We start from the raw sequence: 19,045 nt of genomic DNA on the forward strand, positions 1-19,045 counted from the left end.
GAAGTTCACCTTCTGGCCCTCGAGGAGCTCACGGAAGCCCGAGGACGCGATGTTCGAGTAGTGGGCGAAGACGTCGGGGCCGCCGCCGTCCTGCTCGATGAAGCCGAAGCCCTTTTCCGAGTTGAACCACTTAACGGTACCGGTTGCCATGTCAATCTCCTCAACAGGGGCAGAGTAAGGAAAACCACGGAATTGTGGATTCCAAGCGCTGCAATGACCCCCATCCCGGAGAGACCGGAAAAAAACAATAATGCGCCTTCGGAGCATTCCCGTCAGGCGCACATAAAGTTCATGGGTACCAAAACTGCGACGCATAAGCCTAACACGGACGAGGGACCCCTTGTTTCGGGGTCCCCGCTGACCGCACGGGACCGGGCCGCCTCCCTTACTCCACTCGCCGCACCACCGAGCCGCACCACCGAGCCGCACCACGGAACCGGGGCGCCGGGACGTCGGGACGCCGGGGGTGAGATACCTGCCGCACACACCTTCCTCCTGTCGGGGCACCCCGCTACCTTCAACCAAACAATCGCTTGGTTGAGCGACGAGTGGCCATGGCGACCGCTACCGAGGAAGGCGGCCCAATGCGCATCACCCGTACACGCACCCGCACCCGCACCCGCACCCGCACCCGTGCAGCGGTCGGAGTCGCGGTCTGCGCGCTCGCCCTGGGCACCCTGCCCGCCTGGGCGGCCCAGGCCCAGGCCGAGACCGCCGGACCCGCCGCATCCGAGCGCGGCACGGCACAGCACGCCCCGCACCATTCCCGCCCCGCATCCGACGGCGTACACCGGATACCGCTCCAGGGCGCCGTCAACGTAAGAGACGTGGGCGGCTATCGCACCTACGACGGCGAACGGGTCCGCTACGGCCAGGTCTTCCGCGCCGACGCCCTGGCCAAGCTGACCGACGCCGACGTCACCACGCTCGCCGGGCTCGGCCTGAAGAAGGTCGTCGACTTCCGGGTGCCCGCCGAGGTCCAGTACGACGGACCCGACCGGCTGCCCGCCGGGCTCGCCCCGACGTCCCGGGCCATCAGCGACAACGGTCTCTTCGTGACGCTGATGACCGCGATCGGCTCCAAGGACCCGGTCAAGCAGGAGGAGATGCTGGGCAACGGCAAGGCGGACGCCTTCATGCGCGACGTCTACCGCACCTTCGTCACCGACGCCGCGAACCGCGCGCAGTTCGCTGCGACCCTGCGCGACATCGCCCACGGCGGAACGAAATCACCGCTGCTCTACCACTGCACGGCGGGCAAGGACCGTACGGGCTGGACCAGTTACCTACTGCTTCGCGCCGTCGGTGTCCCCGAACGCACCGTCGTGGGCGACTTCCTGGCGTCCAACACCTACCGGGCCGCGTACGACGCGAAGGTGCGCGAGAGCTTGAAGCAGAGCGGCCTGATGCAGAACCCGGATCTGCTGATCCCGCTCCAGGAGGTCCGCACCGGCTATCTGGAGGCGGCGCTCGCCCAGGTGAAGGAGAAGTACGGAAGCCTCGACGGCTATCTGAGGAAGGGACTCGGGCTTGATACGCGGACGATTCTCGCGCTGCGGGAGCGGATGGTCGACTAGAACGCCCCTCGGGGCGCGGAGGTCACGTCCTCACGATCCCCCGCGCCCGCGCCGCCGCGAGCCAGGACGGGAACTCTCCGAGGAGCTGGTCGTACAGGTGCTCGTCCGGGACCTTGTGGGGCTTCTTCCCCGCGTGGAAGAAGCCCGCGTTGTCGACGACGCGCTCGGCGGGGACGGCGAGTTCGTCGAGCCTGCGGAGGTAGTCGAACTGGCTGCTCTTCTCGTTGCCGAAGCCGATGAACTGCCAGAAGAGCGGGAGACCGGCCGCCTTGCAGAGATACCGCTCGGCGGCGCTCTTGCTGCTGGGGCCGCCGTCGGTCTGGAAGACGACCAGGGCAGGAGCGGTGGATCCGCTGTCCATGTAGTGGTCGATCACGGCGTCCATCGCCACGTGGTAGTTGGTCAGGCCCATGGGGCCGAGCCCGGCGACGATCTCGTCGATCCTGCCGTGGTGGCGGTCGAGGGAGATCTCCGTGACGGCGTCGACGTCTGTGGAGAAGAAGACGGTGGGCACGATGCCGTCGTCGTCGAGGTGCGCGGACAGGCCGAGCACGCGCTCGGCGAGGGCCTGGACGCTGCCCTTCTTGTAGTAGGACCGCATGGAGCCGGAGTAGTCGACGACGAGATAGACGGCGGCGCGCATGCCCTCGAGGCCGTGCTTGCGGAGGCTGACTCCGGCGGACTTGTAGAGGCTGACAAGGGCGGGCGCCGCCTCTTCCACCTTGCGCAGGCTGATCGCCGGTTCCACGTTCCGCTCCGTTCTCCCGCCCCGTTCCAGTGGGCCGAGGCTACGGGGTCGGCCGGAGGGGGCGTGCAGTGATCTCTTACGGGCTAGAGGGCAAGGTCGTACTGATCACCGGTGCGGGCCGTGGTCAGGGAGCGGCCGAGGCGCGGCTCTTCGCGGAGGCCGGGGCGCGGGTCGTGATCACGGACGTACGGGAGGAGGAAGGCCGCGAGGTCGCCAAGTCCCTGGGTGAGCAGGGTCTGTTCGTACGTCACGACGTCACGGATGCGGAGAGCTGGTCGTCGGCCGTGGCGGCCGGGACGGAGGCCTTCGGCCGCCTGGACGCGCTCGTCAACAATGCCGCGCTGTGGCGGACGGCGTCCGTGGAGAACGAGACGTACGAGAACTTCGAGGCCCTGATCCGGGTCAATCTGCTCGGCCCGTTCCTGGGCATCCAGGCGGCGCTGCCCGCGCTGCGGGAGGCGGGCGGGGGTTCGATCGTGAACGTCTCCTCCACGGCTGGGCTCGTGGGGATACGGGGGCATGCGGCGTACGGCTCGACGAAGTTCGGGCTGCGGGGGCTGACCCGGTCATCGGCCCTTGACCTCGCGCGGTTCGGGGTGCGGGTCAACTCCGTGCATCCGGGGGCGATCGACACTCCGATGATCGCGGGGGTGTCCTCCACGTCCGGCAAGGACTGGTCCCATCTGCCGCTCGGCCGGATGGGTCGGCCCGAGGAGGTCGGGGAGCTGGTCCTCTTCCTTGCCTCGGAGGCGTCCTCGTACATCACCGGGGCGGAGTTCGCGGTGGATGGAGGGTCGACGGCGGGGTGATTTTCGCGGTCGGCAGTTCCGGTCAGGTCGACACGCGAGCCGACTGGTAGCATTCCAAAACTACTTGTGACTTTATATCACTGGGCCACCGAAGAGGAGAAGCCGTGTCCGACCGGACGGATCACGTCACCTTCCAGCATGGGCAGGAGTTCTTGAGCGCCATCTCGGAGCGCTGGAACTACCAGATCCTGCGGGAGGTGTTCTTCGGGGTGGGCCGATTCGGGGAACTCAAACGGGCGCTCGGCATCTCGGCGAACATTCTCACCTCGCGACTGGCCACCCTGACGGAGCTCGGCCTGCTCTCGAAGCGCGCCTACCGGACGGACAAGCCGTGGTACGAGTACGAGCTCACCGACAGCGCCCGTGAACTCGTCGTCCCCGCCATCGTGGCGATCACCCGCTGGGCCGAGACTCGCGCGACCGACACGGACGCCACGCGGCACCCGCTGATGCACACGGTGTGCGGCAATCCGACCGACCCCTACCTCGCGTGCAGCAGCTGCCACGAGCCGATGGAGGCCGCGACCCTGCGCCCTATGCCCACCCAGGAGGGCAGCTAGCCATCTCACTGGTAGCGAGTCGGTACTAGTAGCGATACACTACTAGTACTACTCGAATCAGGAGACGATGACTGTGACGACGACAAACGCAGCACACGCGACGACCGCGCCCGAGTGGGCCTTGAAGTTCATGGACGCCATCGACACGCTGGAGTTCGGTGAGGGCTTCGCGCCGCTGACCGAGGACACCGACATGTTCTTCGGCACCGAGCACATCCACGGCGTCGAAGCCATCAAGGCGTTCTTCGTCAAGATCGACGAACCGCTGATCATCAAGCACGAGATCCTGGAATTCTGGGCCGCGGGCGACGGTGTCCGCCTGCTGCGCGGAGAGGCCACCATGGCCAAGAAGACCGAACCCGACCGCGTCGTCCGCGCCCCGTTCATGCACATCTTCTACCTCGCCGACGACGAGCTCACCGGCGAGGAGCTCACCGGCGAGGAGCTCACCGGCGAGGAGACGGTCCGCATCCGTGAACTGCGCATCACCGCAGGCCCGCTGCAGACCGACGCGGTGATGTGAGAGAACCTACTGAAACGCGGGCAACTCGAAGATCCGCGTCTTCGCCCCGTCGTCCATCAGCTCGACCAACGGCAGGACCAGTCCCCACAGATCCTGCTTGCTGACCTCGCGGGCAAGCGCGTCAAGATCCGCATCCGTCAGAGCGGCCGCCTCGTCCGCCACCACCTTGCGACCCGCGTCCGGCAGCAGCTCCACCAGGGGCAGGAACTCCGCCCACAGCCCGGTGGCCACGACCGCCCGCACGACCCCGCCGAGCACCTGCGCTTCCCGCAGGGAAGGCAGCACAGCGACCGCCCGTCGTTCCTCCTCGCCGAGGAGTGCGACCAACGGCAGCAGTGACTCCCACAGGTCCTGTTCGCTCACCGTCACGACCAGGGAATCCAGCTGCTCCGGCGGGCGTGCGGCGGCGAGCGACGCGATACGAGCCCGCTGCTCCCCCGTCACCATCCCCGCCACGGCAAGGGCCTCAGGCCACAGCCCCTCCCCCGACGCCGAAGCGATGACCGACGCGAGCCGCTCCGCGCCCATCAACTCGATGATCTGGCCGAGCCGTTCGGGCTCGTCGATCGTGAACCCGGTCCGCAGGACGGCGGCGTCGTCCACCTGCGGCAGGATCCGACGCAGCGCGGAGTCCCGCAGGTGGCCGACGAACCGGCCCATCGTCAGGTGGTCGCCCCGCTCGGCAAGGGCCACCGCGATCCGCACCACCAGGCCTTCGTCGAGCCGGTCGACGATGCCCTTGATCCGGCGCGGGTCGAGATGCCCGCACGACTGAGCCGTGAACGGCACCGGCAGCTTCTCGATGATGTCCGCGGCCCGCGCCGGTTCGAGGCGCCCCGCGACCCCGGCGGCGAGCCGCGGACCCAGCGCCTTCTGCGAGATCGCGGCAGCGACCCCGGCAGGCACCAGCTTCGTCGCGGACGCGATCCGGTCGAGCATCTCGGGCGTACGGTCGAAGAGTTCCGCGACGCAACTCTCGCGGAAGCGGCGTACGTCCTCGACGGGAAGCGTCCGCAGGAAGGCGAGCGTGTCCGGCTCCACGTCGAGGAGTCGAGCGATCTTCAGGGTCTCCGCCCTGCTCCGCAGCTTGTCCATGGCGTGCCCCTCCCCTATCGGAACAGAATCCGGCGTACAGGACCTCGCGCCAGCGCGGGCACGAGTTTCAGCGCCTCCTCGGCGGCCTCGTTCAGACCCGACGCCCGTCGCTCACGTTCGCGCTTCAGCGCGTCGGCCAGCAGAGCCAGTTGCTCGGGCGCCAACTGCCCGAAGGATTCCGGTGGTTCGTCCCGCAGCTCCTTGCTCAGCTGCTCCCGCGCTTCGGTGCTCATAGGGCCTCCCATGACCGGTCTGGCTCCAGAGACTGATGCGATATTGACTATTAGTCAATAGAGTCGGATCCGGAAGGCGCGCTACCGCCGAAGCGCACGTACTCTTGTGCGAATGAAACGTGCAGGCCTCCTTCTCATCGCCGTAGCACCGGTCGCCACGGTCGCCGTCTACTTCCTGGGCGGGGACTCGGACAAGGGTGGCTCCGGGGCCGGCCAGAAGGCGCCCGGCACCCACCGGCCCTACGACGACGACAAGTCGGCGGCCGAGATCAAGGCCGACGACGAGCTGATCGCGGACCTGCCCCCTGGCCTCGCGGCGCCCGCCAAGAAGGACCTCGCCCAGCAGCTGATAGCCAGCGCGGAGAACTCCACGCTGAAGTGGCGCGAGCAGTACGGCTATATAGAGGACATCGACGACGACCACGGCTACACCGCCGGGATCATCGGCTTCTGCACCGGCACGCACGACCTGCTCACCCTTGTCGAGCGGTACACGAAGGACCACCCGGACAACGGCCTCGCCCGCTATCTGCCCGCCCTGCGCAAGGTCGACGGCAGCGACTCGCACGAGGGCCTGGACCCCGGCTTCACCAAGGCCTGGAAGACGGAGGCCGACGAGCCCGCGTTCCGCAAGGCCCAGAACAGCGCGCGCGACCGTATCTACTTCGACCCCGCCGTCCGCCTCGCCAAGCTCGACGGGCTCGGCACGCTCGGGCAGTTCATCTACTACGACGCGATGGTCCTGCACGGTCCGGGCACCGGACCGCGCGGCTTCTACGGCCTGCGCGAGGCGGCGCTGAAGGAAGCGAACACGCCCGCGCAGGGCGGCAAGGAGAAGGCGTACCTCGACATCTTCCTGGACATCCGCCGCGCGGCGATGAAGTCCGAGAAGGCGCACCGCGACACGACACGCGTGGACACGGCGCAGCGGCAGTTCCTCTACGACGGCAATCTGAGCCTGAAGACGCCGCTGACATGGAAGGTGTACGGGGAGACGTTCAGGGTTCCGTAAGCCTGGACGACCCTGAAAACCCTGAACGCCCCGCCTCGCTCAGCCTTTCACCGCTCCCGCCGCCAGGCCCGAGCCGAGCTTCCGGTGCACGATCACGAAGAAGATCATCACCGGCACGGTGACCAGCGTGGAGCTGGCCATGACCGGGCCCCAGGCCGTGGAGTTCTCACCGAAGAACTGGTAAATGCCCACGGCAGCCGTGTACTTGTCGCTGCTCTTCATGAAGGTGTACGCGAAGACGAACTCGTTCCACGCCGTGATGAAGGCGAAGATCGAGGTCGCGACGAGTCCGGGCGCCACCAGCGGAAGCAGCACCGAGCGGAACATCCGGAACCAGGACGCCCCGTCGATGTACGCCGCCTCCTCGACCTCCTTCGGCACGGTCTGGACGAACCCGCGCAGGGTCCAGATCGCGAAGGGGAGCGAGAGCGCGATGTAGACGATCGTCAGGCCGATCAGCGAGTTGAGCATCTCGTAGTCCCGCATCTGGATGAAGAGCGGGATGACGAGTGCTTCCAGCGGGACCATCTGCACTATCAGGACCATGATCAGTACGGAGGTGCGGAACCGGAACTTGAAGCGGGCCACGGCGATCGCCGCGAAGAGCGAGAGCACTCCGGCGGCCAGGATCGTGCCGAAGCCGACGAGCGCCGAGTTCAGCAGGTACGTACCGAAGTTGCCCTTCTCGAACACGTAGGTGAAGTGCTCGAAGCTGAGGCCGCTCGGCAGCACGTCCGAACCGCGGGTGACCGCCTTCGGGTCGAGTGCCGTGGAGATCATCCAGTACACGGGGAAGAGCGCGAAGAGCAGCAGCGCGGCGACCGCGACGGGCAGGCCGATGCGTGCGGCGAGTGTGGCGCGACGGACACTCACAGGTCCTCCTCCCCCTGCCGGAACAGCGTACGGATGTAGACGATCGTGATGGCCAGGAGCAGCAGGGTGAGCAGGACCGCGGCTGCCGCGCCCGTGCCGTAGTCGTTCTTGGCGAAGGCCTGGATGTACGAGAAGACGCCCAGGTTGTAGACCTCTGCGTTGGCGCCGTCGCCGCCCGGCATCAGATAGATCTGGGTGAAGACCTTGAAGTCCCAGATGGTGGAGAGGATGGTCACCACGAGGAAGACCGGCTTGATCGTCGGCAGCGTGATCTTCCAGAACCGCTGCCAGGCGTTGGCGCCGTCCAACTCCCCTGCTTCGTAGAGCTCCTTGGGGATCGTCATCAGGCCCGCGAGGACGGTGATGGCGACGAACGGGAAGCCGTGGTGGACGACGTTCAGGGTCGCGATCGCGTAGAACGGTCCGCGCTCGGTGAACCAGTTGCTGGTCTCGGGGTCGATGAGCCCGATCGAGCCCGCGATCTGACTGACCATGCCGTCCTGCGGCTGGAAGAGCCAGATCCAGACGTACGTTCCTGTGACGGCGGGCATCGCCCACGCGGCGAGGATCGCGATGGAGCAGATCAACCGCCAGGCCGGGCCGAGGCGGTTGAGCAGCAGCGCGACGAGCGTGCCGAGGGCGACGGTGAGGCCGACGCAGGCGATCGCGAAGAACGCCGTGTTGGGCAGGACCGTCTTCCACAGGAGTTCACTGCCGAGCAGGTCGGTGTAGTGGTCGAATCCGGTGTACGTGCCCACTCCGCCGCCGAACTTGACGACGTAGTCCTGCATCGAGAGCTTGCCGACCTGGATCAGCGGCCAGAGCAGCAGGCCCGCGAGGACCAGGAGGGAGGGCGCGAGGAGCAGCCACGGCCGGGTAAGACCGACCAGCTTCTTCTTACGGAGGGCTGCTTCGTGTTCCGGTCGGGGGGAGGGGCGGCGGCGGGCCGTGGCGTCTTCCTCGGCCTTGGGCCCGTCGCCGACAAGCGTGTCTTTCACAGTGCCGACTCGCCCCTGCCTACTTGTCCTTGGCGAAGATCGCGTCCATGTCCTTGGCGGCCTTGTCCGCCGCCTCCTGGACGGAGGACTTCCCGGTCAGGATGGACTGCACCATGCCGGGGATGACCTTCGATGCCTGGATCTCGCCGTACGCCTTGGTCTTGGGGACGGTCGCGCCGGCCTCCAGCATCTGCTTGGCGAACGGCTCGACCAGCGGGTCCTTCTTCGCCTCGATCTTCTTCAGCTCGGAGTTCTGACCCGGGAAGTAGTTGGTCTCCTCGGCCCACTTGGCGGCGAAGTCACCCGTGGTCAGCATCTTCACGAACTCCCAGGCGAGGTCCTTCTTGTCCGTGTTGAACGTGGACAGGTAGGAGCCGCCGAGGAAGGACTTGCTCATGCCGCCGGTCTGGCCGGGGATCGGCACGGCGCCGAGCTTGCCCTTGAGGTCCGGGTTGGCCTCGACGATGGCCTTGGGGGTCCAGTTGCCGTTGACGGACATCGCGACCTGGCCCTTACCCCAGGCGTCGCCGACCTCCTTCTCCGTCCAGGTGTTGACCTTGGCCGGGGAGACCTTGTCCTTGGTGGCGAGGCCGGTGTAGAACTCGATGCCCTTGACGGCCTCCGGGGAGTTGATCCCGGACTTCCACTTGCCGCCCGACTCCGTGGCGAGTTCGCCTCCGGCGCCCCAGATGAAGGGGGTGGCGTACATTTCGGCGCCGCCCGCGACCGGGAAGGGGATCATCCCGGGCTCCTTGTCCTTCAGCGTCTTGGCCGCTGACTGGAGCTCCTTCCAGGTGGTGGGTGCCTTCAGCTTGTGCTTCTCGAAGACGTCCTTGCGGTAGACGATGCTGCGCACGCCTGCGTACCAGGGCATGCCGTACTGCTTGCCGTCCAGCGTGCCCGCGTCCGCGAGGCCCTCGACGAGGTCGTCATTGAGTCCGGACTCTTTCACCTTGTCGGTCACGTCGACGAGGCCACCGGTCTCGGCGAACTGCGGCACCCAGGTCGTACCGACCTCGGCCACGTCGGGGACCTGGTCCTCGCCGCCCTCGATGGCGGTGGTGAACTTCTTCTGCGCGGTGGCCCACTGCTGGTACTCGACGTGGATCTTGGCGCCGGTCTTCTTCTCGAAGGCCTTGCCGGCCTCGCTGAAGAAGGGTCTGGCGTCGGGGTTGGTCCCCTCCATGATCCATACGGTGAGGGTCTTGCCCTTGCCGTCGGTGGCGTCGCCGCCGTCGCTCCCGTCATCGCTGCCGCATGCCGTCGCGGTCAGTCCGAGCGTCATGGCGATACCTGCCGCGATGACCCGTCGCTTCATACCGGCCCCCTCATGGGTTCGAGCTGTTTCCTGCGCCGACCGTTGCTGTGGAGTGATTGTGGCCACACGGACTCCAGCCGGTCTAGACCCATCTGGGCCCGCTGCCGAACCGTAATGAGCATTGCGGGCTGCGCAATGCACAACGCGTGTTGCGTGGTTCGCAACGGCTTTGGGTCTCTGACTGCGCTCAGGCGGGGGTGGTGGCGGGTGGCGCTCCGGGGCTTTGGCGGGCCTGGGGTGTGGGGGTGCCGTTGCGGGAGTGCGGGTGGCCCGGTGTCGGTGAGGGCGCCGGGGCCGTCCGGTTGAACCCAGGTTGGTGGTTGCGGGCCGGGAGTAAAGGGCGCTCCTGCGTCGCGTCGGCTGCGCCGATGGCCCTGCGGGCCACCCTTGACTCCCGTCCCTCCACCACGCGAGGGAAGACGACCGGACGGCCCAGGGGCGGGACTCTCGACTATTCACGTGGGGTCGTTCGGTTTTGCGGTCGGGTGCGGACTGGTTCGTTGGGGGCGGCGGGGCGTGGGTGAGGTACGCGGCCGGTTCGGGGAGGGGTGGCGGTCTCGTCAAGCGTCCGACGACCGGATCGTCAGGGGTGACCGTCGAGGGGGCAGTGGAGGGGCATCGGGCGGCGGATTGCAGGAAAGTCCCGCGACACGCCGAGGTTAGGGGTGGATGGGCGGGACTTTCTTGCAACTGGCCCCTTTTCGGGGTGGGGTGGCTGCCGGTCTCCCGGGGACGCCGCGCGGAGGCGCACCTACTTTGGCGAAGTTGCGTTCTTGCAGGAGAGGGGCGCGCGAGTACGCCAACGCGCCCTTGAGCGGTACGTCATCCGCACCCTCCATCAAAGTGGGTGACCGGACGGTGGGTGCGCGGTCGCTCGGGAGGTGCGCGCTGGTCTGCTCAAGCGGTGGCGAACCGGCGCATAGACCCAATCGTCACGAATAGCGTGTCCCTCATGGGGCGGATACGAACATTCGGTGTCTTGTTCAGCCTCGGTGTCGTCGTGCTGATCACTGCATGTGGCAGCGGAACCACCGAGCGCGACGTCCACCGGCTGCCCGCAGCAGCCTGGCCCGCTGCCCACGGTGGCCATGACTCCGGAGAAGGACACGAAGTGGGGTTGGACCAACCCCAGTTGCCGGTCGAGCGAGCGGGGCAAGGCCGGAGCAACCCGCCACGATACGCGAGTGCGGTGCGAGGAGATGGGGGGCCAGTGGCAGTGGGGATGGCGTATCCCGCCCCAACCGAAGGAGCCCTGCGTGGACGAGAGTGGATGGGAACTCAGTACCCGTACCCGTTCCTACGTGTGCCGCGATGGGAGTTGGCGCGAGGAGCGACGCGAGGACTGGCGTAGGCCGCCCCCGGCTGACGGGCCGACTGGCGACTCGCTCCGGTGGAGGGTGCGGATGACGTACCGCTCAAGGGCGCGTTGGCGCACTCGCGCGCCCCTCTCCTGCAAGAACGCAACTTCGCCAAAGTAGGTGCGCCTCCGCGCGGCGTCCCCGGGAGACCGGCACCCACCCCAGCCCCGGTCCCGGCGGCCTCCCGTGGGACTTTCCTGCATTCCGCCCTCCCCACTCCCTCTGCGGCCACCCCCGACGATCCGGTCGCCGGCCGCTTGACGAGACCGTCACCCCTCCCCGAACCGACCGCGTACCCCTCCGTACTCGGGGTGCCCGCGACGAACTAGTCCGCACCCGGCCGCGAAACCGAAGCCCCCAAGCCAGCTGTCCCGAGAGTCCCGCCCCTGGGCCGTCCGGTCGTCTTCCCTCGCGTGGTGGAGGGACGGGTGTCAAGGGTGGCCCGCAGGGCCATCGGCGCAGCCGACGCGACGCAGGAGCGCCCTTTACTCCCGGCCCGCAACCACCAATCTGGGTTCAACCGGACGGCCCCGGCGCCCAGACCGACACCGGCCCACCCGCACTCCCGCACTCCCGCAACGGCACCCCCCACACCCCAGGCCCACCAAAGCCCCCGGAATGGCCCCGGGCCGAGCGGCACGCACCCTCAGCCCGAGCCCGGCCCGGGGCCCGCGAACGCCACGACGCCCGCCATGGTCCGGTCGGGGACGAGGCGGGCGCCGCTCAGTTCCGTACGCCGTTGTACGGGACGAATATGGGGTTGTGGTGGTGCTGAAGGACTAGACCATCAGAGATCGGTCCGTGGGTCGAATCGGGGACGGCAGGTCGCTCGCGCCGGTGAGGAAGCGGTCCACGCCCTTCGCGGCCGAGCGGCCCTCGGCGATCGCCCAGACGATGAGCGACTGACCGCGACCCGCGTCGCCGGCGACGAAGACGCCGGGGACGTTGGTCTGGAACTCGGCGTCGCGCGCGACGTTCCCGCGCTCGTCGAGGTCCAGGGAGAACTGGTCCACCAGGCCGTTCTCGCGGTCCGTGCCCGTGAAGCCCATGGCGAGGGTGACCAGCTGGGCGGGGATCTTGCGCTCCGTGCCCGGCTTCGGGGTCAGCTTGCCTTCGATGAACTCGACCTCGGTGAGGTGCAGGAACTGGACGTTCCCGTCCTCGTCACCCTCGAAGTGGGTCGTCGAGACGGCGTAGACGCGCTCGCCGCCCTCCTCGTGGGCCGAAGTGACCTTGTAGAGCATGGGGAAGGTCGGCCACGGCTGGTTGGCGTTCCGCTCCTCGCCCGGGCGCGGCATGATCTCCAGCTGGGTCACGGAAGCCGCGCCCTGGCGGTGGGCCGTGCCCACGCAGTCCGCGCCGGTGTCGCCGCCGCCGATGACCACGACGTGCTTGCCCTCGGCGGAGACGGGCGTGGTGACGTAGTCGCCCTCCTGGACCTTGTTGGCCAGGGGCAGGTACTCCATCGCCTGGTAGACGCCCTTGAGCTCACGGCCGGGGACCGGGAGGTCGCGTGACGTCGTGGCGCCCGCCGCGATGACCACCGCGTCGTACCGCTTGCGCAGCTTCTTCGCGTCGATGTCCCGGCCGATCTCCACACCCGTACGGAACTTGGTGCCCTCCGCGCGCATCTGCTCGATGCGGCGGTTGATGTGGCGCTTCTCCATCTTGAACTCGGGGATGCCGTACCGGAGCAGGCCGCCGATGCGGTCGGCGCGCTCGTAGACGGCGACCGTGTGGCCCGCCCGCGTCAGCTGCTGCGCCGCGGCCAGACCCGCCGGGCCCGAGCCGATGACGGCGACCGTCTTGCCGGAGAGGCGGTCGGGCGCCTGGTGCAGCACGTCGCCCGTGTCCCACGCCTTGTCGATGATGGAGACTTCGACGTTCTTGATGGTGACGGCGGGCTGGTTGATGCCGAGCACGCACGCCGACTCGCAGGGCGCCGGGCAGAGGCGGCCCGTGAACTCCGGGAAGTTGTTCGTGGCGTGCAGCCGCTCGGAAGCGGCCGACCAGTCCTCGCGGTACGCGAAGTCGTTCCACTCGGGGATCAGGTTCCCCAGCGGACAGCCCTGGTGACAGAACGGGATACCGCAGTCCATGCAGCGCGACGCCTGCTTGGAGATGATCGGGAGGAGGGAGCCGGGAACGTAGACCTCGTTCCAGTCCTGGACGCGCTCGCCGACCGGGCGGGTCTGCGCGACCTCGCGGCCATGGTTCAAAAAGCCCTTGGGATCAGCCATTGGTCGCCGCCTCCATCATCTTCTCCGTGATCTCGGTCTCGGAGAGACCGTCTCGCTCGGCGGCGTCCTTGGCGGCGAGCACTGCCTTGTACGTGCTGGGGATGATCCTGCTGAAGCGCTCCACGGTGGTCTCCCACTCGGCGAGCATCTTCTCGGCGACGGTCGAACCTGTCTCCTCCTGGTGGCGGCGCACGACGTCGTGCAGCCACTTCTTGTCGGAGTCGTCCAGGGCCTCCACGGCGCCCAGGTTGCCGGGGTTGACGTTGTCCCGGTCGAGGTCGATGACGTACGCGATACCGCCCGACATACCGGCCGCGAAGTTACGGCCCGTCTCGCCGAGGACCACCGCGTGGCCACCGGTCATGTACTCGCAGCCGTGGTCGCCCACGCCCTCGGACACGACCGTCGCACCGGAGTTACGGACGCAGAACCGCTCACCCGTGCGGCCACGGAGGAACAGCTCGCCACCGGTCGCGCCGTACGCGATGGTGTTGCCCGCGATCGTCGAGTACTCGGCGAGGTGGTCGGCGCCGCGGTCCGGGCGGACGATGACGCGGCCGCCCGAGAGGCCCTTGCCGACGTAGTCGTTGGCGTCGCCCTCCAGGCGCAGCGTCACACCGCGCGGTACGAACGCGCCGAACGACTGGCCCGCCGAGCCGGTGAAGGTGATGTCGATGGTGTCGTCGGGCAGGCCCGCGCCACCGAACTTCTTCGTCACCTCGTGGCCGAGCATGGTGCCGACCGTGCGGTTGATGTTGCGGATCGCGACCTGTGCGCGGACCGGCTGGGCGTCACTGGCGCCGGAGGCGGAGAGCGCGTCGGCGGCGAGCTTGATCAGCTCGTTGTCGAGCGCCTTCTCCAGGGCGTGGTCCTGGACCGCGATCTGGTGGCGCGCCGCGCCCTCGGGCAGGGACGGCACGTGGAAGAGCGGCTCGAGGTCGAGGCCCTGCGCCTTCCAGTGGTTGACGGCCCGCTCGGTGTCGAGGAGCTCGGCGTGGCCGACGGCCTCCTCGATCGTGCGGAAGCCCAGCTCGGCGAGGAGCTCGCGGACCTCTTCGGCGATGAACTCGAAGAAGTTGACGATGTACTCGGCCTTGCCGGAGAAGCGCTCGCGCAGCGCCGGGTTCTGCGTGGCGATGCCGACCGGGCAGGTGTCCAGGTGGCAGACGCGCATCATGACGCAGCCGGAGACGACGAGCGGCGCGGTCGCGAAACCGAACTCCTCGGCGCCGAGCAGCGCGGCGATGACGACGTCACGGCCGGTCTTGAGCTGGCCGTCCGTCTGGACCACGATGCGGTCACGCAGGCCGTTGAGAAGCAGCGTCTGCTGGGTCTCGGCGAGGCCGAGCTCCCAGGGGCCGCCCGCGTGCTTGAGCGAGGTGAGCGGCGAAGCACCCGTACCGCCGTCGTGTCCTGAGATGAGCACCACGTCCGCGTGCGCCTTGGAGACACCCGCGGCGACCGTGCCGACGCCGACCTCGGAGACCAGCTTCACGTGAATCCGCGCCTGCGGGTTCGCGTTCTTCAGGTCGTGGATCAGCTGGGCCAGGTCCTCGATGGAGTAGATGTCGTGGTGCGGCGGCGGGGAGATCAGGCCCACGCCCGGCGTCGAGTGACGCGTCTTGGCGACCCACGGGTAGACCTTGTGTCCGGGCAGCTGGCCGCCCTCGCCGGGCTTGGCGCCCTGCGCCATCTTGATCTGGATGTCGTCCGCGTTGACCAGGTACTCGGAGGTCACACCGAAGCGGCCGGACGCGACCTGCTTGATGGACGAGCGGCGGGCCGGGTCGTACAGACGCTCCGCGTCCTCGCCGCCCTCGCCGGTGTTGGACTTGCCGCCCAGCTGGTTCATGGCGATGGCCATGGTCTCGTGGGCTTCCTGCGAGATCGAGCCGTACGACATGGCGCCGGTCGAGAACCGCTTGACGATGTCGGCGGCCGACTCGACCTCGTCGACGGAGATCGACGGGCGGTCGCCCTTCAGGTTGAACAGGCCGCGCAGCGTCATGAGGCGCTCGGACTGCTCGTTCACGCGGTCCGTGTACTTCTTGAAGATGTCGTAGCGGCGGTTGCGCGTGGCGTGCTGCAGGCGGAAGACCGTCTCCGGGTCGAAGAGGTGCGGCTCGCCCTCGCGGCGCCACTGGTACTCACCGCCTATGTCGAGCGCGCGGTGCGCGGAGGCCACGCCGGAGACCGGGTACGCCTTGGCGTGCCGGGCGGCGACCTCCTGGGCGACGACGTCGATGCCGACTCCGCCGATCTTGGACGTCGTACCGACGAAGTACTTCGCGACGAAGTTCTCCTGGAGGCCGACGGCCTCGAAGACCTGCGCGCCGCGGTAGGAGGCGACGGTCGAGATGCCCATCTTGGACATGACCTTCAGGACGCCCTTGCCGAGCCCGTAGATCAGGTTCCGGATGGCCTGCTCGGCGCCACCATTCTCGTCGGCCTCCAGGAACGTACCCGCGCGGACGAGGTCCTCGACGGACTCCATCGCGAGGTAGGGGTTGACGGCCGCGGCGCCGTAGCCGATGAGGAGGGCCACGTGGTGGACCTCGCGGACGTCGCCCGCCTCGACGAGCAGGCCCACCTGGGTGCGCTGCTTCGTACGGATGAGGTGGTGGTGGACGGCCGCGGTGAGAAGCAGCGAGGGGATCGGCGCGTGCTCGGCGTCGGAGTGCCGGTCGGAGAGCACGATCAGGCGGGCGCCGGCCTCTATTGCGGCGTCGGCCTCGGAGCAGATCTCCTCGATGCGGGCGGCGAGGGCGTCGCCACCGCCGCTGACGCGGTAGAGACCGGAGAGGGTCGCGGCCGTCATGCCGGGCATGTCGCCGTCGGCGTTGATGTGGATGAGCTTGGCGAGCTCGTCGTTGTCGATCACCGGGAAGGGCAGCGTGACGCTGCGACAGGTCGCGGCGGTCGGCTCAAGGATGTTGCCCTGCGGGCCGAGCGAGGAGTGCAGCGAGGTGACGAGTTCTTCACGGATGGCGTCGAGCGGCGGGTTGGTGACCTGCGCGAACAGCTGCGTGAAGTAGTCGAAGATCAGCCGCGGGCGCTCGGAGAGTGCGGCGATCGGGGTGTCCGTGCCCATGGAGCCGAGCGGCTCGCCGCCGGTCTTGGCCATCGGCGCGAGGATGACGCGCAGCTCTTCCTCGGTGTAGCCGAAGGTCTGCTGGCGGCGCGTGACGGAGGCGTGCGTGTGCACGATGTGCTCGCGCTCGGGCAGGTCGGAGAGCTCGATCTCGCCGGCCTCGAGCCACTCCTGGTACGGCTTCTCCAGGGCGAGCGCGGCCTTGATCTCGTCGTCCTCGACGATGCGGTGCTCGACGGTGTCGACGAGGAACATCTTGCCGGGCTGCAGGCGGCCCTTGCGGACGACCTTCGCGGGGTCGATGTCGAGGACGCCGACCTCGGAGCCCAGGACGACGAGGCCGTCGTCGGTGACCCAGTAGCGACCGGGGCGCAGACCGTTGCGGTCGAGAACCGCGCCGACCTGGATGCCGTCGGTGAAGGTGACACAGGCCGGGCCGTCCCAGGGCTCCATCAGCGTGGAGTGGTACTGGTAGAAGGCGCGGCGGGCCGGGTCCATCGAGCCGTGGTTCTCCCACGCCTCGGGGATCATCATCAGGACGCTGTGCGGAAGCGAACGTCCACCGAGGTGGAGGAGTTCGAGCACCTCGTCGAAGGACGCCGAGTCGGAGGCGTCCGGCGTACAGATGGGGAACACGCGGTCGAGCTTGTCGGTGCTGGCCTCGCCGGCGGAGGCGAACAGGTCGGAGGCGAGCTGCGACTCACGCGCCCGCATCCAGTTCCGGTTGCCCTTGACCGTGTTGATCTCGCCGTTGTGCGCGACGAAGCGGTACGGGTGTGCGAGCGGCCAGCTCGGGAACGTGTTCGTGGAGAAGCGCGAGTGGACGAGCGCGACGGCCGTGGCGAAACGGCGGTCGGACAGGTCGGGGAAGAACGGCTCAAGCTGGCCGGTGGTCAGCATGCCCTTGTAGACGATGGTCCGGGCGGAGAGCGAGGGGAAGTACGTCCCTGCCTCACGCTCGGCGCGCTTGCGCAGCACGAAGGCCTTGCGGTCGAGCGCGATGTCGGAGCTCTCGCCGTCGGCAACGAAGATCTGCCGGAAGACCGGCATCGTCGAGCGGGCGGTGGCACCGAGCAGCTCGGGGGCGACGGGAACGTCGCGCCAGCCGAGGACCGTCAGGCCTTCCTGGGATGCGATCGTCTCGATCTGTGAGACGGCGGCGTCGGTGGTGCCCGCGGTGTCGACCGGCAGGAAGGCGATGCCGACGGCGTACGCGCCGGCCTCGGGGAGCGCGAATCCCGCGACTTCGCGCAGGAAGGCGTCCGGCACCTGGAGCAGGATGCCCGCGCCGTCTCCGGAGTCCGGCTCGGAACCGGTGGCACCACGGTGTTCGAGATTGCGCAATACGGTCAGCGCCTGTTCGACCAGCTCATGGCTGGCTACACCGGTGAGGGTGGCCACGAACCCGACACCACAGGCGTCGTGCTCGTTACGGGGGTCGTACATGCCCTGAGGGGCGGGGCGACCGTCCATGGGCGACCAGGCGTGTGTACGCATTGGCTCTCCCGTCGTCGTCGTGGCATAGGCAATAAGCGAGGGACGACGTTGGCCCAGGCGAAATTTCGTGCAGGTTACATGATGGAACGCTTCTCGAAAAGCGGATAGTTCATTCCACCATGTGGACACCGCTCATAAGTGTGGAGAGCGATCAGAGGGGGGCCTATGCGGACAGATCCATGGCCGTAGGCCCGAGAGCGGCGCGGGCCTCATTGCCCGCAGCGCTTTCACCTCATGCCCGGTGGTTAACGACTCGAAACCGCCGAGTAACGACTACTTATGCAGGGTCCCGCATAGGACTGCAAGAGTTCATCCTACGGCGCTACCGAACAAGCTGCCCAGGGCGTACGTCACACCCGCCGCCGCCCCACCGAGCGCCAGCTGCCTCAGACCGCTGAACCACCAGGAACGCGCGGTTACCTTCGCCACAACGGCACCGCAGGCGAAGAGGCCGATCAGTGCGAGAAGCAGCGCGGGCCAGAACGTGTCGGCGCCGAGCAGATACGGCAGTACGGGAAGCAGGGCGCCGAGCGCGAAGGCGCCGAAGGAGGAGACCGCGGCGACGGTCGGCGATGGCAGATCGCCGGGATCGATGCCCAGCTCCTCGCGCGCGTGGATCTCCAGGGCCTGCTCGGGGTCCTTGGACAGCTGCTTGGCGACCTCATGGGCGAGCCCGGACTCGACGCCACGCGACACGTACAGCGCGGCGAGCTCCTTCTCCTCGTCCGCCGGGTGCTTGCGCAACTCCCGCCGCTCCACGTCGAGTTCGGCCTCGACGAGCTCACGCTGCGAGGCGACCGAGGTGTACTCACCTGCCGCCATGGAGAAGGCGCCCGCGGCGAGACCGACCAGACCCGTGACGACGATGGCCTGCTGCGACACGGATCCGCCCGCGACACCGGTCATCAGGGCCAGGTTGGACACCAGGCCGTCCATCGCGCCGAAGACGGCGGGGCGCAGCCAGCCGCCGTTCACGTCGCGGTGGGTGTGGTTGTCGCGGTGCGCTTCGTGCAGCGTCGCTTCGGTCTCGATGATCGCCATCGTGGGCCCCCTCAGTGCTTGGACGATCTCGAAAGTACGCGCGAAAAATCGCTCTCGCCAGCAAGGAAGGCC

General features: G+C 68.1%; 15 protein-coding genes. 5 read left to right on the plus strand and 10 right to left on the minus strand.

Features of this window, described 5'->3' with window-relative positions; translation table 11 throughout:
- Positions 1-150 (minus strand): cold-shock protein (locus tag ACFQ7F_RS17135; RefSeq protein ID WP_383271209.1); only part of this gene is annotated, 150 nt, incomplete at its 3' end.
- Between the two features lie 434 nt (positions 151-584).
- Here ACFQ7F_RS17135 and ACFQ7F_RS17140 point away from each other — a divergent pair.
- Positions 585-1,577, plus strand: a complete 993-nt coding sequence (locus ACFQ7F_RS17140; protein ID WP_383271123.1) for a tyrosine-protein phosphatase — start codon at positions 585-587, stop codon at positions 1,575-1,577.
- 22 nt (positions 1,578-1,599) lie between these two features.
- Here ACFQ7F_RS17140 and ACFQ7F_RS17145 read toward each other — a convergent pair whose 3' ends face one another.
- Positions 1,600-2,325, minus strand: coding sequence for a vWA domain-containing protein (locus ACFQ7F_RS17145; RefSeq protein ID WP_383271125.1), 726 nt, complete (start codon positions 2,323-2,325; stop codon positions 1,600-1,602).
- Positions 2,326-2,396: 71 nt separating this feature from the next.
- Here ACFQ7F_RS17145 and ACFQ7F_RS17150 point away from each other — a divergent pair, with 71 nt between their 5' ends.
- The 3 genes from ACFQ7F_RS17150 (at position 2,397) to ACFQ7F_RS17160 (ending at position 4,217) form a co-directional block, all read left to right on the plus strand.
- Entirely contained in the window at positions 2,397-3,134 is a 738-nt protein-coding gene (locus ACFQ7F_RS17150; protein WP_383271210.1) for an SDR family NAD(P)-dependent oxidoreductase, read from the plus strand.
- A gap of 104 nt (positions 3,135-3,238) precedes the next feature.
- Positions 3,239-3,694: a winged helix-turn-helix transcriptional regulator gene (locus ACFQ7F_RS17155; protein ID WP_383271127.1), complete on the plus strand. Its 456-nt coding sequence runs from the start codon at positions 3,239-3,241 to the stop codon at positions 3,692-3,694.
- Positions 3,695-3,761: 67 nt separating this feature from the next.
- Complete coding sequence (locus ACFQ7F_RS17160) at positions 3,762-4,217, plus strand: nuclear transport factor 2 family protein (protein WP_383271129.1); 456 nt, start codon at positions 3,762-3,764, stop codon at positions 4,215-4,217.
- A gap of 6 nt (positions 4,218-4,223) precedes the next feature.
- On the opposite strand, the gene ACFQ7F_RS17165 is transcribed toward ACFQ7F_RS17160, so the two are convergent.
- Both ACFQ7F_RS17165 and ACFQ7F_RS17170 read right to left on the minus strand, forming a co-directional pair.
- Positions 4,224-5,312 (minus strand): hypothetical protein, encoded by a 1,089-nt coding sequence (locus ACFQ7F_RS17165; protein WP_383271131.1) that lies wholly within the window; start codon positions 5,310-5,312, stop codon positions 4,224-4,226.
- Between the two features lie 14 nt (positions 5,313-5,326).
- A complete protein-coding gene (locus ACFQ7F_RS17170) occupies positions 5,327-5,545 on the minus strand; it encodes a hypothetical protein (RefSeq protein ID WP_383271133.1) in 219 nt (72 codons plus the stop codon).
- A 112-nt stretch (positions 5,546-5,657) separates the two neighbouring features.
- Here ACFQ7F_RS17170 and ACFQ7F_RS17175 point away from each other — a divergent pair, with 112 nt between their 5' ends.
- Positions 5,658-6,557 carry a chitosanase gene (locus tag ACFQ7F_RS17175; protein ID WP_383271134.1) on the plus strand — a complete coding sequence of 300 codons (900 nt, stop codon included), beginning with the start codon at positions 5,658-5,660 and terminating at the stop codon, positions 6,555-6,557.
- A gap of 39 nt (positions 6,558-6,596) precedes the next feature.
- On the opposite strand, the gene ACFQ7F_RS17180 is transcribed toward ACFQ7F_RS17175, so the two are convergent.
- The 6 genes from ACFQ7F_RS17180 to ACFQ7F_RS17205 all read right to left on the minus strand — a co-directional run bounded on the left by ACFQ7F_RS17180 (position 6,597) and on the right by ACFQ7F_RS17205 (position 18,973).
- Positions 6,597-7,430, minus strand: a complete 834-nt coding sequence (locus ACFQ7F_RS17180) for a carbohydrate ABC transporter permease (protein ID WP_383271136.1) — start codon at positions 7,428-7,430, stop codon at positions 6,597-6,599.
- Complete coding sequence (locus tag ACFQ7F_RS17185) at positions 7,427-8,428, minus strand: carbohydrate ABC transporter permease (RefSeq protein ID WP_383271138.1); 1,002 nt, start codon at positions 8,426-8,428, stop codon at positions 7,427-7,429. Before ACFQ7F_RS17185 ends, ACFQ7F_RS17180 begins: the two co-directional genes overlap by 4 nt.
- Positions 8,429-8,447: 19 nt before the next feature.
- The gene (locus ACFQ7F_RS17190) at positions 8,448-9,746 is read right to left on the minus strand and encodes a sugar ABC transporter substrate-binding protein (RefSeq protein WP_383271140.1); all 1,299 of its coding nucleotides are present in this window, start codon (positions 9,744-9,746) and stop codon (positions 8,448-8,450) included.
- Positions 9,747-11,883: 2,137 nt separating this feature from the next.
- On the minus strand, positions 11,884-13,344 hold the full coding sequence (locus ACFQ7F_RS17195) for a glutamate synthase subunit beta (RefSeq protein WP_383271141.1): 1,461 nt from the start codon (positions 13,342-13,344) through the stop codon (positions 11,884-11,886).
- A complete protein-coding gene (gltB, locus tag ACFQ7F_RS17200; protein ID WP_383271143.1) occupies positions 13,337-17,932 on the minus strand; it encodes a glutamate synthase large subunit in 4,596 nt (1,531 codons plus the stop codon). Before gltB ends, ACFQ7F_RS17195 begins: the two co-directional genes overlap by 8 nt.
- A 309-nt stretch (positions 17,933-18,241) precedes the next feature.
- Entirely contained in the window at positions 18,242-18,973 is a 732-nt protein-coding gene (locus ACFQ7F_RS17205) for a VIT1/CCC1 transporter family protein (RefSeq protein ID WP_383271145.1), read from the minus strand.
- Positions 18,974-19,045: the final 72 nt, after the last annotated feature.

The sequence above is a fragment of the Streptomyces sp. NPDC056486 genome (assembly GCF_042795295.1).
In the GTDB taxonomy this organism is placed as follows: Bacteria; Actinomycetota; Actinomycetes; order Streptomycetales; family Streptomycetaceae; genus Streptomyces.

Coding starts and splice junctions, on each gene's coding strand:
- ACFQ7F_RS17170 (WP_383271133.1), bottom strand. CDS start 5,545: ATGAGCACCGAAGCGCGGGAGCAGCTGAGCAAGGAGCTGCGGGACGAA.
- ACFQ7F_RS17140 (WP_383271123.1), top strand. CDS start 585: ATGCGCATCACCCGTACACGCACCCGCACCCGCACCCGCACCCGCACC.
- ACFQ7F_RS17190 (WP_383271140.1), bottom strand. CDS start 9,746: ATGAAGCGACGGGTCATCGCGGCAGGTATCGCCATGACGCTCGGACTG.
- gltB (WP_383271143.1), bottom strand. CDS start 17,932: ATGCGTACACACGCCTGGTCGCCCATGGACGGTCGCCCCGCCCCTCAG.
- ACFQ7F_RS17175 (WP_383271134.1), top strand. CDS start 5,658: ATGAAACGTGCAGGCCTCCTTCTCATCGCCGTAGCACCGGTCGCCACG.
- ACFQ7F_RS17160 (WP_383271129.1), top strand. CDS start 3,762: ATGACTGTGACGACGACAAACGCAGCACACGCGACGACCGCGCCCGAG.
- ACFQ7F_RS17165 (WP_383271131.1), bottom strand. CDS start 5,312: ATGGACAAGCTGCGGAGCAGGGCGGAGACCCTGAAGATCGCTCGACTC.
- ACFQ7F_RS17205 (WP_383271145.1), bottom strand. CDS start 18,973: ATGGCGATCATCGAGACCGAAGCGACGCTGCACGAAGCGCACCGCGAC.
- ACFQ7F_RS17195 (WP_383271141.1), bottom strand. CDS start 13,344: ATGGCTGATCCCAAGGGCTTTTTGAACCATGGCCGCGAGGTCGCGCAG.